The sequence below is a fragment of the Streptomyces sp. NPDC093544 genome, from assembly GCF_040683495.1.
Lineage (GTDB): Bacteria > Actinomycetota > Actinomycetes > Streptomycetales > Streptomycetaceae > Streptomyces.
Genome location: NZ_JBFBEA010000031.1, coordinates 39,574 through 53,819 on the forward strand (window position 1 = coordinate 39,574; position 14,246 = coordinate 53,819).

At 71.6% G+C, this 14,246-nt stretch carries 11 protein-coding genes; 6 read left to right on the forward strand and 5 right to left on the reverse strand.

All coding sequences use genetic code 11. The features are described from left to right. The first annotated feature begins 139 nt into the window (after positions 1-139). Together AB0N66_RS35455 and AB0N66_RS35460 are read left to right on the forward strand one after the other, a co-directional pair. Positions 140-1,735, forward strand: coding sequence for an alkaline phosphatase D family protein (locus tag AB0N66_RS35455; RefSeq protein WP_365442833.1), 1,596 nt, complete (start codon positions 140-142; stop codon positions 1,733-1,735). 303 nt (positions 1,736-2,038) lie between these two features. Beyond that, positions 2,039-3,469 (forward strand): GNAT family N-acetyltransferase, encoded by a 1,431-nt coding sequence (locus tag AB0N66_RS35460; protein WP_365442835.1) that lies wholly within the window; start codon positions 2,039-2,041, stop codon positions 3,467-3,469. A gap of 251 nt (positions 3,470-3,720) precedes the next feature. Here AB0N66_RS35460 and AB0N66_RS35465 read toward each other — a convergent pair whose 3' ends face one another. Further along, a complete protein-coding gene (locus AB0N66_RS35465; RefSeq protein ID WP_365442837.1) occupies positions 3,721-4,920 on the reverse strand; it encodes a PLP-dependent transferase in 1,200 nt (399 codons plus the stop codon). A 59-nt stretch (positions 4,921-4,979) separates the two neighbouring features. Here AB0N66_RS35465 and AB0N66_RS35470 point away from each other — a divergent pair, with 59 nt between their 5' ends. Then, a complete protein-coding gene (locus AB0N66_RS35470) occupies positions 4,980-5,462 on the forward strand; it encodes an Lrp/AsnC family transcriptional regulator (protein WP_365442839.1) in 483 nt (160 codons plus the stop codon). Positions 5,463-5,538: 76 nt separating this feature from the next. Continuing rightward, positions 5,539-7,230, forward strand: a complete 1,692-nt coding sequence (locus AB0N66_RS35475) for a DUF885 domain-containing protein (RefSeq protein WP_365442841.1) — start codon at positions 5,539-5,541, stop codon at positions 7,228-7,230. A 163-nt stretch (positions 7,231-7,393) separates the two neighbouring features. Here the strand turns inward: AB0N66_RS35475 and AB0N66_RS35480 are convergent, their stop codons facing one another. Further along, positions 7,394-7,909 (reverse strand): immunity 21 family protein, encoded by a 516-nt coding sequence (locus tag AB0N66_RS35480; RefSeq protein WP_365442843.1) that lies wholly within the window; start codon positions 7,907-7,909, stop codon positions 7,394-7,396. Positions 7,910-7,986: 77 nt separating this feature from the next. On the opposite strand from AB0N66_RS35480, the gene AB0N66_RS35485 reads away from it, so the two are divergent. After that, positions 7,987-8,784, forward strand: a complete 798-nt coding sequence (locus AB0N66_RS35485) for an ATP-grasp domain-containing protein (RefSeq protein WP_365442845.1) — start codon at positions 7,987-7,989, stop codon at positions 8,782-8,784. Between the two features lie 87 nt (positions 8,785-8,871). Here the strand turns inward: AB0N66_RS35485 and AB0N66_RS35490 are convergent, their stop codons facing one another. Further along, positions 8,872-9,378, reverse strand: coding sequence for a rhodanese-like domain-containing protein (locus AB0N66_RS35490; protein WP_365442847.1), 507 nt, complete (start codon positions 9,376-9,378; stop codon positions 8,872-8,874). 159 nt (positions 9,379-9,537) lie between these two features. Between AB0N66_RS35490 and AB0N66_RS35495 the strand changes: the two genes are divergently transcribed. Next, positions 9,538-9,984, forward strand: a complete 447-nt coding sequence (locus AB0N66_RS35495) for an Lrp/AsnC family transcriptional regulator (protein ID WP_365442849.1) — start codon at positions 9,538-9,540, stop codon at positions 9,982-9,984. 36 nt (positions 9,985-10,020) lie between these two features. Here AB0N66_RS35495 and AB0N66_RS35500 read toward each other — a convergent pair whose 3' ends face one another. Both AB0N66_RS35500 and AB0N66_RS35505 read right to left on the reverse strand, forming a co-directional pair. Then, positions 10,021-13,008, reverse strand: a complete 2,988-nt coding sequence (locus AB0N66_RS35500) for an SMC family ATPase (protein WP_365442851.1) — start codon at positions 13,006-13,008, stop codon at positions 10,021-10,023. Positions 13,009-13,060: 52 nt separating this feature from the next. After that, positions 13,061-14,224: an exonuclease SbcCD subunit D gene (locus AB0N66_RS35505; protein WP_365442852.1), complete on the reverse strand. Its 1,164-nt coding sequence runs from the start codon at positions 14,222-14,224 to the stop codon at positions 13,061-13,063. Positions 14,225-14,246: the final 22 nt, after the last annotated feature.

The window sequence follows — 14,246 nt, forward strand, 5'->3', positions numbered from 1 at the left end:
GACACGCGCCCCTTGTCTGCGGGGCGCCGGTTCCCTCGTGCTCGCGGTCAGCTGTTCACCCGCGGTTTCCGTGTGCGCTGCGGTGCACCAGTAGTTGTGGCAGTGCCCATTGGCCGAATCCGTCGCTGGAGGCGCATTCATGTCACACCGTCCGCAGCATCCGTTCCCCGGTCGGCGCAGCGTTCTGCGCGGCTCGCTCGCCGCCTCCGGCGCTCTGGCCTTGCCCACCGCGCTCGGCGCGGCGCCCGCGTTCGCCCTGTCCGGGCGGCCGAAGGCGGGGTGGGGCGTACAGACCGGAGACGTGACCGCCGACTCCGGACTGGTGTGGGTGCGGTCCGACCGCCCGGCCCGGATGATCGTCGAGACGTCCGCGACCGAGTCGTTCCGCAACCCCCGCAGGTGGCAAGGCCCGCTGCTCGGCGCGGGGAGCGACTTCACGGGGACGACACGGTTGCGCGGGCTGCCCGCGGGCGAGCAGATTCACTACCGCGTGCTGCTCGCCGACCCCCAAGACCCGCGTCGCACGGGCGAACCGGTGACCGGCACCTTCCGTACGACGCCGCTCGGGCGGCGCGACGGGGTGCGTTTCCTGTGGTCGGGCGACCTGGCGGGACAGGGCTGGGGCATCAATCCGGACCTCGGCGGCTACCGGATCTACGACGCCATGGCCGAGCTCGACCCGGACTTCTTCCTGTGCAGCGGCGACAACATCTACGCCGACGGCCCGATCACGGCGACGGCGGCGCTTCCCGACGGCAGCACCTGGCGCAACATCACCACCGAGGAGAAGTCCAAGGTCGCCGAGACGCTGGCCGAGTTCCGCGGCAACTTCCGCTACAACCTGCTGGACGAGAACCTGAAGCGCTTCAACGCCCAGGTTCCGTCGATCATCCAGTGGGACGACCACGAGGTGCGCAACAACTGGTACCCCGGTGAGGTGATCGCGGCCTCGGACACCCGTTACACCGAGAAGAGCGTCGACCTCCTGGCAGCCCGGGGCCGCCGTGCGTTCAGCGAGTACTTCCCCCTCTCGACGCTGCGACCGGACAACCAGGACGGCCGCGTGTACCGGGTCCTGCGCCAGGGCCCGTTGCTGGACGTGTTCGTACTGGACATGCGTACCTACCGCAACGCCAACTCCCCCGACACGCAGACCACCGACCCGCAGGGCATTCTCGGTGCCGAGCAACTGGAATGGCTCAAGCGGGAGTTGTCGCGATCGCGTGCGGTGTGGAAGGTGATCGCCGCGGACATGCCGCTCGGCCTGGTCGTGCCGGACGCCACCGAGGGGCAGCCGAACATCGAGGCGGTGGCCCAGGGTGACCCGGGGGCGCCGCTCGGGCGCGAGCTGCAGATCGCGGAGCTGCTGCGGTTCGTCAAGCACCGGCGGATCACGGGCACGGTGTGGCTGACGGCCGATGTGCACCACACCTCGGCGCAGCACTACCAGCCGTCGCGGGCCGCCTTCACCGATTTCGAACCGTTCTGGGAGTTCGTCTCCGGACCGCTCAACGCGGGTGCCTTCCCGGCGAGCGCGCTGGACAACACCTTCGGTCCGGAGCGGGTGTTCGTGAAGGCGCCGACCGACTCGAACGTGTCGCCCGCCGGCGGCTACCAGTTCTTCGGCGAGGTCGACATCGACGGCGACAGCGGCGAGCTGACGGTGCGGCTGCGCGAGCAGGACGGAACTGTGCTGTTCACTCAGGTTCTTCAGCCGGGGCGAGTGGGGCAGTAGCTCCCGGGAGCCCGTGTGACTCGTCGTTCGGACCGGTCACTCTCCCGTACCCTCGAAGCGCCGACCGCGTACCGGAGTCATCCCCCGGTGCGCGGTCTCGTTCACTTCCCCTCGCTCCGATGGTGCGAAGGGGACTGGCCACGGATCGCTCTGACCAGGGGCATCAGGCATCCGCCCGGCGGCGCAAGCAAAACACTCGCAAAAAGAACCACAAAAGGTACGGAACGACACTTTACCGATCAGTCACAGACCGTTCGTGATCACGCAACACCGGTCCTCCACAGTGGCTGTATGACTCGAGACATGTCTGATGTGACGCGAACAAAGCATGGGCGCCCCGTTCACCACTGGCGGCGGGACGTCGTCGAACTCGCCGCCCTGTTCACGGCCGTCGCGGTCGCGGACGCGGTCGCCAACCTGATCGGGCACGGACCCGACGGGACGGCCCTGCTGATTATCTCGGCCGGCGTCCTGGTCGCCACGGCCGGCTTCCACACATGGTGGGCACGCCACCACGGTCACGCGCCACCGGCGGAAGATACCGGTGCCCGGCCGCTCACCGACGGACGCAGGCCCGGGTTGTCCGGGGAGTCCGCGGTAGCGCCCGAGGCGGTCTCCGGGGCGACCACGCTGTGGCGGATGCGGACGACGGTGAAGGACGCGCCGGGTTCGCTGGCCGTGCTGTGCTCGGCACTGGCGCGGTACCAGGTCGACATCCTCAGCCTGCAGACGCATCCGCTGGCGGAGGGCACCGTGGACGAGTTCCTGCTGCGCGCGCCCACGGAGCTGGCCGCCTCCGAGATGACGCGCGTCGTCTCGCAGGCCGGCGGCAGGGAGACCTGGATCGAACGGGCCGACGCCCACGACCTGGTCGACGCGCCGACCCGAGTGCTGGGCCTGGCCACCCGCACGGCGCTGGACGCGGCGGAACTGCCGCTCGCTCTACGGCAGTTGCTCGGCAGGTGCACCATCCGCTCGCTGCCCGCCAAGTCGCCCCGGTCCGATCGCCCGGAGGAGGGCACTCCCGTCGAGGGGGCACTTGAGGACACGGTGATGCGCCTGCGTGCGCCGGAGGGCGGGGTGATCACGGTGGAGCGGCCGTATCTGCCGTTCACACCGACGGAGTTCGCGCGCGCTCGGGCACTGGTCGAGCTGGACGCGCGGCTCGGCCCGCGGATCCCGCGCAGCCAGGACGTACTGACGCTGCCGGAAGGCAACGCCATCAGCGTGCGGCGCGCCGACGCCGCCGACCTCGACGCCGCCAGGGCGATGCACGAGCGCTGCTCGCCCCACACCCTGAGGATGCGCTACCACGGTCCGGTCGGCGACGCGGACCGCTACCTCAACCACCTGCTCAGCCCGATCTTCGGGCGCACCCTCGCCGTACAGACGGCATCCGGGCGCATCGTCGGGCTCGGCCATCTCCTCTGGGACGGCGACGAGACGGAGATCGCGCTCCTCGTCGAGGACGACTGGCAGCGGCGCGGTATCGGCGGCGAACTGCTCGGCCGCCTGGTGACGATGGCAGTCGAGGCGGGTTGCGAGAGCGTGTACGCCGTCACACAGGCCGCCAACACCGGCATGGTCGCCGCGATGCGCGGCCTCGGCCTTCCCCTCGACTACCAGATCGAGGAGGGCACCCTGGTCATCACCGCCCGCCTGGACGCGACTCCGGTGACATCACGGCTGCCGTACGACGAGGGACAGCTTGGGGAGCCGGTGGTACGGGACTAGGACCTGTCCGGCCGATCATGCCTCAGACTCGGGGGGACCCACATCTGCGGCGGGCCAAGCACGGCCGCTTCCCTGCGACTTGACCGGCCGGACAAGTCCTAGGCCCGCCTCCCGGCCGTGTTCTCGACCGCGGAGGCTGACGGCGAACGACGACCACTCGTCACCGTCAGCCTCCTGCAACGCTTCGCCGAACCGGCCTTCCGCAGCGATGGACCGTTCGCCGCCCACCCGGCCTGAAAACCCAGGGCACTTCAGGATCGGATGCTGGGCCGGCCCAATGCCCCGTCCAGGTCGGCCCACAGATCGTCCACGTCCTCCAGCCCGACCGACAGCCGTAGCAGCCGGTCGCCGACCCCGGCGTCGTGGCGGTCCGCCGGGTCCACGACACGGTGGCTGATGGAGGCCGGATGCTGGATGAGGCTGTCCACGCTGCCGAGGCTCACGGCGGGGGTGATCAGCCGGACCCCGGCGATGACGGCGTGCGGGTCGCCGTGGACCTCGAAGGCGATCATGGCGCCGCCGATCCGCGGATAGTGGACGCGGGCCACGCGTGGGTCGGCGGTGAGGCGGCGGGCCAGTTCCGCGGCGTTCGAGGACGCGGCCCGGACTCGTACGGGCAGGGTCGACAGGCCGCGCAGCAGCAGATAGCCGGCCAGCGGATGCAGAACGCCCCCGGTGGCGAACCGCACTTGGCGCAGCCGACCGGCGAGCTCCTCGTCGCAGGCCACCACTCCGGCCATCACGTCGCCGTGTCCGCCCAGGTACTTCGTGGCACTGTGCAGGACCAGCCGTGCCCCCTGCTCGGCAGGGCGTTGCAGCACCGGCGTGGCGAAGGTGTTGTCGGCGAGCAGGGGAACCGATCCGCAGGCGTGCGCGACGGCCTTCAGATCGAGCTCGGCGAGCGTCGGGTTGGCCGGGGACTCGACCATCACCAGGCCCGTGTCCGGGCGCAGCGCGTCCGCTATGCCCGCCGGGTCGACCCAGGTCACCTCGGAACCCAGCAGCCCGGCGGTGAGCAGATGGTCGCTGCAGCCGTACAGGGGCCGTACGGCGACGACATGGCGCAGCCCCAGCGCGTTCCGTACGAGCAGTACGGCACTCAGCGCGGCCATCCCGCTCGCGAACGCGACCGCGCTCTCGGTGCCTTCGAGGCGCGCGAGGGCGGTCTCGAAGCGGGCGACGGTCGGGTTGCCCAGCCGGCCGTAGACGGGTGGGCCCTGCGGTTCGGCGCCATCGGTGGCGAACGCGTCGATCCGGGCGGCCTCGCCGCGACTGTCGTACGACGGGTAGGTCGTGGACAGGTCGATCGGCGCCGCGTGCAGTCCCTGCCGGGCGAGATCCTCGCGCCCGGCGTGCACGGCCTCGGTGGCGAGCGCGCGGGTACGGCCGGCGCCATGGTCGCCGTGTCTCGTCGTTCTCGGTACGCGTGTGTCGTAGCTGACGGAGTCCATGCCCTGAGCCTGAACAAGGACCGGGTGGGCGGCGCCACATCCCGTGCTACGTTCGCCGCATGGCCGATTCCGTCGTACTCGATCCGGTGGATCTCCATCTGCTGCGGCTGTTGCAGAACGACGCCCGGACGACGTACCGCGATCTGGCCGCGCAGGTCGGTGTCGCGCCCTCGACCTGTCTGGACCGGGTGACCAGGCTGCGCCGTGCCGGAGTCATTCTCGGCCATCAACTGCGGCTGGATCCGGCGAAGTTGGGGCGCGGCCTGGAAGCGTTGCTGTCCGTGCAGGTCAGGCCGCATCGGCGGGAGCTGGTCGGACCGTTCGTGGAGCGGATCAGGGCCTTGCCGGAGTCTCGTACCGTTTTCCATCTCACCGGACCTGACGACTATCTGGTCCATGTGGCGGTCGCCGACATGGCTGATCTGCAGCGACTGGTCCTCGACGAGTTCACGTCCCGGGGTGAGGTCGCGCGCGTGGAGACCCGGTTGATCTTCCAGCAGTGGGACTGCGGGCCTCTGTTGCCCCCGAGGCGAGACGGCTGACCGCAGGGTCCACCAGGGGCCATGCCCTGAGCGAACCCTGATGACGCGAACCGCGTCCTCGTATGAGGATGTCCGCATGTCAGAGACGAAGAGCCCGCTGCCCCGCGAGGTCGCCGACGCCTATGTCGACGACCTCATCGCCCTCGACCCGATCACCGGTACGTACCTCGGCGACAAGGCGAGTTCCAGCAAGCTGCCGGATGCCTCGCCCGCAGGTCAGGCCGCCCTGGCCGAGCTGGCGCGCAGAACTCTGGAGCGGCTCGACGAGGCGGAACGGCAGCCGGGCGCGGACCGTGACATCGAGCGCCGCTGCGGCCGTCTGCTGCGCGAGCGGCTCAGCGCCGAACTCGCCGTGCACGACGCCGACGAACACCTGCGCACGGTCGGCAACATGCACACGCCCGCGCACTCGGTGCGCGAGGTCTTCTCCCTCACGCCCACGGAGACCGACGAGGACTGGGCCGCGGTCGCGGAGCGGCTGCGCGCGGTGCCGGGCTCGCTGGACGGCTACCGCGAGTCCCTCGCCCTCGGTCTGGAACGCAAGTTGTACGCGAGCCCGCGCCCGACCGCGACGTTCATCGAGCAGCTCACCGAGTGGTCCGACACGGACGGCCAGGGCCGCGGCTGGTTCGAGGACTTCGTCGCGCCGGGCCCCGACACGCTGCGCGCGGAGCTGAACGCCGCCGCCCGGACCGCGACCGAGGCCGTGGTCTCCCTGCGGGACTGGATGCGCGACGTGTACGCGCCCGCCATCGAGGGCGCGCCGAACACGGTCGGTCGCGAGCGGTACGCCCGTTGGTCGCGCTATTTCAACGGTACGGACCTCGACCTCGACGAGGCGTACGCGTACGGCTGGGCGGAGTACCACCGCCTCCTCGCCGAGATGAAGCAGGAGGCCGAGAAGATCCTTCCCGGCGCCGAAACCCCCTGGGTGGCGCTCGCGTACCTCGACGAGCACGGCACGCACATCGAGGGCGTCGACGAGGTCCAGGCGTGGCTGCAGAACCTGATGGACGAGGCGATCGAGGAACTGGACGGGACACACTTCGAACTCGCCGAGCGGGTAAGGAAGGTGGAGTCACGTATCGCGCCGGCCGGCAGCGCCGCGGCCCCGTACTACACGGCACCGTCGGAGGACTTCTCGCGCCCCGGCCGTACGTGGCTGCCGACGATAGGCCAGACCCGCTTCCCCGTGTACGACCTGGTCTCGACCTGGTACCACGAGGGCGTCCCAGGCCACCACCTCCAGCTCGCGCAGTGGGCCCACGTCGCGGGGGACCTCTCCCGCTACCAGGCCACCGTCGGCGGAGTCAGCGCCAACGCCGAGGGCTGGGCGCTGTACGCGGAGCGGCTCATGGACGAACTCGGCTTCCTCACCGACTCTGAGCAGCGCCTCGGCTACCTCGATGCGCAGATGATGCGCGCGGCCCGGGTCATCGTCGACATCGGCATGCACCTGGAGCTGGAGATCCCGGCGGACTCGCCCTTCCACCCGGGTGAGCGCTGGACTCCCGAGCTGGCGCAGGAGTTCTTCGGCGCACACAGCAGCCGTCCGGCCGACTTCGTGGAGAGCGAGTTGACCCGCTACCTGACCATCCCCGGGCAGGCCATCGGCTACAAGCTCGGCGAGCGTGCCTGGTTGCTGGGCCGCGAGAACGCGAAGAAGCGCCACGGCGACGCCTTCGACGCGAAGGCCTGGCACATGGCGGCCCTGTCGCAGGGGTCGCTGGGCCTGGACGACCTGGTGGACGAGCTGTCCCAACTGTGAGGCCAACGGACGGCGGCCGGGCTCGTGTTGTGTCGCTGAGCCCCGCCGCCGCCGTGCGCCGTCCACCGCCGGCGGTACGAGGAAAGCTGAACCGCGCACTCCAGCGGCGAGACGGCTCGCTGCCCACGTCGGCGGCCGTCCTCCGAGCCGGTGACGCACGCGCTCAGGAGGGCAGCCGCCGCAGCTGTACGAGACCCACCCACGTCTCGGGTCCCGGCTCCGCGTACGTCGCGCGCACCGCGTACCGGCCCGGCTCCAGCGCGACCCTGAGGTGCTCCGTGCGCGTCGAGGCGGTCCCGGGCCAGGCCGCGTCGAACAGGACCACGGGTCCCGGCACGTTCCAGTGCATGTCCGGCTCCCAGACCGCCGCTTCGAGTGCGGCCGGGACGCCGGCGAGCAGTTCGCCCTCGGAGTCGGCGGCGCACCACCGTACGAAGGTGCCGTGCTCGGGCAGGAAAGAGGTCGACGCGGGTTCGTCGCCGAGGACCAGGGCCCGGGTGTCGCCGACGGGTACGAGGCCGATGAAGCCGTCCACATCACAGGCCCGGTCGTAGTCGGAGTAGATCTCGTCGCCGTCCGCGCCCGACCAGAAGGGCAGCACGGTCTCCGGGATCGCTATGAGGGGCCCGCCGCCCGACTCCACCCATTGGACCGCGCGTAAGTCGTCGTTTCTCGCCATGCGCAGAAGCTACACGGCATGGATCCGGGGGAAATTCGCTGTCCCCTTCCCTGTCCGATACGCCACCCTCGACACCCATGACCACCCGAACTCTCTTCCTCTCCCCACGCGTTACGGCGACCGGACACGCTCTCGCCGACGCCGCGCGCCGACGCGGCACGCACGTCGAAACGCTGCGCGACTGGCGGGTGCCGGAGGAATGGCGGGCAACACCGGGCGCGGCGGTGTACGCCGGGCCACTGTTCGCTGATGCCGTCGCGGGAGATCTGCGGCTCGGCTTGCTTGAGGCGCCGCTGGACTGGCTGGCCGGTCTGCCGTACGAACTCACGCACAGGGAGATCGAGTTCAGCACGGTCGCCGAGGCACGCCGGCTGCGCCGCCCCGCCTTCATCAAGCCGCCGAACGACAAGAGCTTCCCCGCACGGGTCTATCCGGACGGCAGCCGGCTGCCGGGCCCCGATGCGGTGGACGACGGCACACCCGTCCTCGTCAGCGACATCGTGGCCTTCGCCGTGGAGTACCGGCTCTTCCTCCTTGACGGCCAAGTCCGCACCGCGAGCCGGTACTTCGAGCATGGCGAGCTGGCCGTCGCACCGCTCGACGAGGACCCTCGCGGGGATGAGGTGCTGGCCTTCGCCGCGCGGCTCGCCGAGGCGGGGCTGCCCAGCGCCGTCGTCGTGGACGTCGGTCTGGTAACCGGCGAGGACAGGCGCTGGGCCGTCGTGGAGGCCAACGCCGCCTGGGCGAGCGGGCATTACGCCTGCGACCCGGACGGCGCCCTCGACGTGGTGCTGCGCGCGGCCCGGCCGGCCACGGAGTTCCACGCGGCGGACCGCCGCTTTCTGCGGCCGCTGCCCGAAGTCGTGCGGGACTGAACCTGCCGAGCCCCGAGCCGTAGGAGGGGGCGGGGCGTACGGGACCGAACCCGCCGCGCGGTACTGGATCCGTACCGTACGACGGGTTCAGCAGCCGCAGTCCGCCGCGTCCGCCGGCGCTGTCAGCGGGTCCGCGGCGTGCCGCTCGCGCCCCTGCCAGGTCTCGAACTCGAAGCCCTCGCGCGCCCAGTACTCGAAGCCGCCGAGCATCTCCTTGACCTGGAAGCCGAGTTCGGCGAGGGCCAGGGCGGCGCGGGTCGCGCCGTTGCAGCCGGGGCCCCAGCAGTACGTGACGACCGGCACCGACCTGTCGAGGAGCTGCTCGGCCTGCTCGGGGATGAGCGCGGTCGGCAGGTGGATCGCGCCGGGGACATGGCCCCGGTCCCAGGACTCGGTCGAGCGGGAGTCGAGGACGACGAAACCGGGGTCGCCGTCGACAGCGAGGGCGATGGCGACATCGGACGCGTCGGCGTGGAAGGCGAGGCTCGCGCCGAAGTAGCCGGCGGCAGCGGCCGGCGACGCCGGCGCGACGCGCAGAACGGGGTTACCGGCCACAGCGGTGCTGGTCACAGCGGTCACAGCGGTCACAGTCATGGTGATGCCTTCCCTCCCGGTCCCGCCGGACCAGTGCCATCCGCACCGGTCGCGCAGGACTTCCTGGTCAGAAATCTACGTCCGGCGCTCCCCTCCCTGAAGTGGCGATCCACGGCATCTCTCTTGATCGGCCGGGGATTTCCCTGCTATTCATTCCACATGACCGCGTATTCCCCGGACGCCACCGACTGGCAGATCCTCGATGTCCTCCAGCGTGAGGGCCGGGCCAGTTTCGCCGAGCTGGCCCGTGCCGTCTCCATGTCCGCGAGCGCGGTCACCGAACGGGTCCGGCGCCTGGAGGAGGCGGGTGTCATCCAGGGGTACGCGGCCGTCGTCGACCCGGAGAGCCTGGGCCTGCCGATCCTGGCGTTCGTGCGGCTCAGGTACCCGAACGGCAACTACAAACCCTTCCACGACCTGGTCGGGACGACGCCCGAGATCCTGGAGGCGCACCACGTCACGGGCGACGACTGCTTCGTCATCAAGGTCGCGGCGCGCTCCATGAGCCACCTGGAGGAGATGGCGGGCAAGATCGGCACCCTGGGCTCCGTGACCACCAGTGTCGTCTACTCCTCACCACTCCCCCGGCGCCCGCTGGGCCACTGAGCGACCGAGTGCACCGGGGCACCGGGGTCACCCAGGTCAATCCTGGTCGCCCCGCTGCCGTACGACCGACCCCGTTCTCCCCTTCACGACCTCCAGCTGGGCGTGGATGCGGCGCCGCAGGTCCGCGACATGGCTGACGATGCCGACGCTGCGGTCGCGCTCCCGCAGCGAGTCGAGCACGTCGAGCACGTCGTCGAGGGTCTGTTCGTCGAGGCTGCCGAACCCTTCGTCGATGAAGAGCGTGTCGAGCCGCACCCCGCCCGCCTCGTCGGTGACGACGTCCGCGAGGCCGAGGGCCAGCGCGAGGGAGGCGAAGAACGTCTCGCCGCCGGAAAGCGTCGCCGTGTCGCGCTCGCGGCCGGTCCAGGCGTCCACGACATGCAGTCCAAGACCGCTGCGGCCACGCCCGGCGCGGTCGTCGGAATGGACCAGGGTGTAGCGCCCGGAGGACATGCGCCGCAGCCGTACGGTGGCGGCGGCGGCGACCTGTTCCAGGCGGGCGGCGAGAACGTAGGACTCCAGGCGCATCTTGCGTTCGTTGTCCGCCGACGTGCCGGCCGCGAGACCGGCCATGCGCGCCACGCGGTCGTACGCCTCCCTCAGCGGCGCCAGGCGGCGTACGGACGCGGTCGCGCGCGTGGACAGCCGGTCGAGCTCCCCGCACCGCCGGGCCGCCGCGTCCTGCGCGGAGGCGGCGTCCCGCAGCCGGCGGGCGGCGGACTCGGCCGCCTGTTCGGCGGTCCGCAGGTCGGCGGGCGGCTGCTGGGCGGCGGCCACCGTGTCGGATTCGGCGAGTACGGCCCGTACCGCCGCCTCCTCCGACTGCCAGGCATCGAGCCGCCGTTGGAGCTCCCGGTGCGCCGCGTCGTCGAGCAGTGCGTCGGCGGCTGCCCTCGGCGTGTCGAACCCGGCGCGGAAGGCCGCGTCGGCCAGTCGCGCGTCGGCGTCCTTGAGCCGCTGCGCGGTGTCCTCGGCCGCGCGCACCGCGTCGGCGGCCTCGGTGCACAGCGCGACCTGCCGCTCCAGCTGCGCGGCCCGCGCGGCCACGCTGCCCGCGGTGCCCCGGGCCTGGTCCAACTCCTCCTGTAGAGAAGCCCGTTCCTGGTCGTTCCGGTCCCGGTGCGACACCCGGGCCGCGGCGCGGAGTGCGGCCTGCTGCTGGGCGGCCACCCGCCGCTCGTGCTCAAGACCGGCCTGCGCGAGTCGCTCACGTGCGGTGTGCAGCCCCGATGCGGCGGCGCGAGCCTCGGCGTGTTCCCGCTCCAACTCACCTGCTCGCTCGGCGAGTTGTGCCGTGGGGGCGTCGCCAGCCTCCGCGGTCGCCGCGGCCAGCGCCTCCCGGACCAGGCCGAGCCGCCGTTCCGCCTCGGTGCGCTGGTCGTCGGCCAGCTGGTAGGCGGCGAGGGCCTGTTCCTCGGCTTCCCGGTCGACGTGCCCGGCGATCTTCCGTGCGGGCGCCGGGTGTTCGGTGCCGCCGCACACGGCGCAGGGTTCGCCGTCGACGAGTCCTGCGGCGAGTTCCGCGGCGATGCCCTGGAGCCGCTGTTCCTTCAGGTCGAGCCAGTGGGCGCGCGCGTCCGTGGCGCGTTCGCGGAAGGCGAGGGCCTGCTGCTGGGCGTCGTCCGTGTCACGGGCGAACTCGTCGCGCTGGCGGGCCGCGTTGAGTCGGGCCTGCGCGGGGTCGCGCTGCACGGCGAGCTGCTCGGCGCGTGTCGCGGCCTCCTGCGCGGACTCGACGCGCTCCTCGAAGGCGGCGCGGGTCGCCTCCCAAGTGGAGAGCCAGCTCTCGGCGTCCTGGAGTACGTCCTCGTCGGCGCGCTCCTGACGGTCCAGGTCGACGCGCTCCGTGGCGAGTTCGGCCAGTCGGCGCTCGGCGCGACGCGCCGACTCCAGGCCGCCCAGTTCCTCGGCCGCCCTGCGCGCGGCGGACACGAGCCCGGGGGAACCGGCTCCGGCGAACGTCTCCGGCAGGGCGGCACGCGTGCGTGTCTCCTCGGCTGCCGAGCGCCGATGCTCGGCCTCGGCGACGTCACGCAGGTCGAGCGCGGGGGCCACTGCCTCGGCCTTGCGGCCGCGTTCCATCCGCGCCTGGGCCGCGCGTTGGGCGTCGGCCCGCTCCTCCAGGCGCGCGGCCTGCTCCCGCGCCTGAGCGAACCGGTGCTGCAGCCGAGCCACCTCACGTACGTCGTCCAGCAGGCGACCTATCGCGGCCTGCGCGGACTCTGCGGCCATACGCGCGCAGTGGGCGATGGTGAGCCGTTCGCGTGCGGTGCTGCGGGCGACGGCAGCAGAGCTCAGGATGGCGTCGGCGAGACCGGGGTCTCCCGGCGCCAGGTCGGGCAGCGCCATGGCGTCGCCTGCCGCCTGCTGCATGCGGTGCGCGTCGGCGAGCAACGCCGTGTCCCCGTCACGTACTTCGGCCTCGGCCGCGCGCCGCCGTTCGGCGAGCCGCTTCTCGACCTCGGCGAACCGGTGCGTGTCGAAGAGGCGTCCGAGCAGCTTGCCGCGGGCCTCGGCGTCCGCCCGCAGGAAGCGCGCGAAGTCGCCCTGGGGAAGCAGCACGACCTGGCAGAACTGCTCGCGGCTCATGCCGAGCAGCTGGGTGATCTCCTCACCGATCTCCTGGTGGGAGCGGCTGAGGTCCTTCCAGGAGCCGGCCGACGCGTCGTACTCGCGCAGCCAGCTCTGCGCCTTCTCGGTCGTCGTGCCCGCGCCGCGCTTCTTGACCCGCTCGAAGGGTGGCTGCCGGGTGATCTCCAACCGGCGTCCGGCGACGGTGAGTTCGAGGGTCACCTCCGTGCGGGTGGCGGGTGTCGCGTGATCGCTGCGCAGCGAACCGCCCTGACGGGCGCCCGGCACGGCTCCGTAGAGCGCGAAGCAGACCGCGTCGAGCACGGACGTCTTGCCCGCGCCCGTCGGCCCGTGCAGCAGGAAGAGCCCCGCCGCCGACAGTTCGTCGAAGTCGACGCGCTGGGTGCCGCCGAAGGGCCCGAACGCGGTGATGTCCAGGCGGTGCAGCCTCATCGGGCGGCCCCCATCAGGGCCGGCGGACGTGCCGTCTCCCGTGGATGTGTCGTCACCGGGCGACCTCCCGTACGGCCTCGTCGGCACGGACCGCGTCGAACGCGTCCCGCAGCACCGCCTGTTCGCGTGCGTCGGGTCCCGCGCCACGCACATGGGCGACGAAGTCCTCCGCGATCTGCTGTTCACCGCGGCCCGCCAGACGCCGGGCGTAGGAGAGATCCGGGTCCTCCGGCGCCCTCAGCGGTTCGAAGACGAGGCTGAGCGTGTGCGGGAAGCGCTCGGTCAGCCGGGCCATGGGGTCGGCCGGGCGCACCGGGTCGGTGAGGGTCGCCTCGACCCACGCCTCCGCGTGCCCCTGCAGCTCCGGATCGACGAGCAGTTCCTCCAGCTGTCCCCGGATGCGGGCGAGCGCCCGGGGGACGGGGCAGTCGATCCGCTCGGCGCCGAGCAGGCCCTCGGGGCCGAGGTCCACGAGCCACATGCTCTTGCGGTGGTCGGTCTCCGAGAAGGAGTACGGCAACGGGGAGCCCGAGTAGCGCACGCGCTCGGTGATGGTCTGGCTGCCGTGCAGATGCCCGAGCGCGGTGTAGTCGATGCCGTCGAAGACACCGGCGGGTACGGCGGCGACCCCGCCGACCGTGATGTCCCGCTCGCTGTCGCTGGCCTGGCCCCCGGTGACGAAGGCGTGGGCGAGGACCACGGAACGGGTGCCCTCCGCACGCGCGCCGAGGTCGGCGCGGACCCGGTCCATGGCAGCGGCGAGCACCGCCTCGTGGCCCGCCTTCTCCACCCCGAACTCGTCCTTCACCAGGGCCGGTTCGAGATACGGCAGTCCGTAGAAGGCCACGTCACCATGTGTGTCGGCGAGCACCACGGGCGTGCCGCACGCCGAGGCCTCGGTCCGCAGATGGATGCCCGCCCGCCCGATGAGCCCGGCACCGACGCCGAGCCGGCGCGCGGAGTCATGGTTCCCGGAGATCATCACCGTCGGTACGCCGAGGTCGGCCAGCCGGTGCAGGACGTCGTCGAAGAGCTCGACCGCGGCCAGCGGCGGCACCGCCCGGTCGTACACATCCCCCGACACGACCACCGCGTCGACGTCGTGCTCGCGCACGGTCGAGACGAGGTGGCCGATGAACTCGGACTGGGCGTCGAGCATGTTCACCCGGTGGAACGCCCGGCCGAGATGCCAGTCGGAAGTGTGCAGAAGCCTCATGATCCCCGAGACTAACGGGCGG

Coding starts and splice junctions, on each gene's coding strand:
- AB0N66_RS35455 (WP_365442833.1), top strand. CDS start 140: ATGTCACACCGTCCGCAGCATCCGTTCCCCGGTCGGCGCAGCGTTCTG.
- AB0N66_RS35460 (WP_365442835.1), top strand. CDS start 2,039: ATGTCTGATGTGACGCGAACAAAGCATGGGCGCCCCGTTCACCACTGG.
- AB0N66_RS35465 (WP_365442837.1), bottom strand. CDS start 4,920: ATGGACTCCGTCAGCTACGACACACGCGTACCGAGAACGACGAGACAC.
- AB0N66_RS35470 (WP_365442839.1), top strand. CDS start 4,980: ATGGCCGATTCCGTCGTACTCGATCCGGTGGATCTCCATCTGCTGCGG.
- AB0N66_RS35475 (WP_365442841.1), top strand. CDS start 5,539: ATGTCAGAGACGAAGAGCCCGCTGCCCCGCGAGGTCGCCGACGCCTAT.
- AB0N66_RS35480 (WP_365442843.1), bottom strand. CDS start 7,909: ATGGCGAGAAACGACGACTTACGCGCGGTCCAATGGGTGGAGTCGGGC.
- AB0N66_RS35485 (WP_365442845.1), top strand. CDS start 7,987: ATGACCACCCGAACTCTCTTCCTCTCCCCACGCGTTACGGCGACCGGA.
- AB0N66_RS35490 (WP_365442847.1), bottom strand. CDS start 9,378: ATGACTGTGACCGCTGTGACCGCTGTGACCAGCACCGCTGTGGCCGGT.
- AB0N66_RS35495 (WP_365442849.1), top strand. CDS start 9,538: ATGACCGCGTATTCCCCGGACGCCACCGACTGGCAGATCCTCGATGTC.
- AB0N66_RS35500 (WP_365442851.1), bottom strand. CDS start 13,008: ATGAGGCTGCACCGCCTGGACATCACCGCGTTCGGGCCCTTCGGCGGC.
- AB0N66_RS35505 (WP_365442852.1), bottom strand. CDS start 14,224: ATGAGGCTTCTGCACACTTCCGACTGGCATCTCGGCCGGGCGTTCCAC.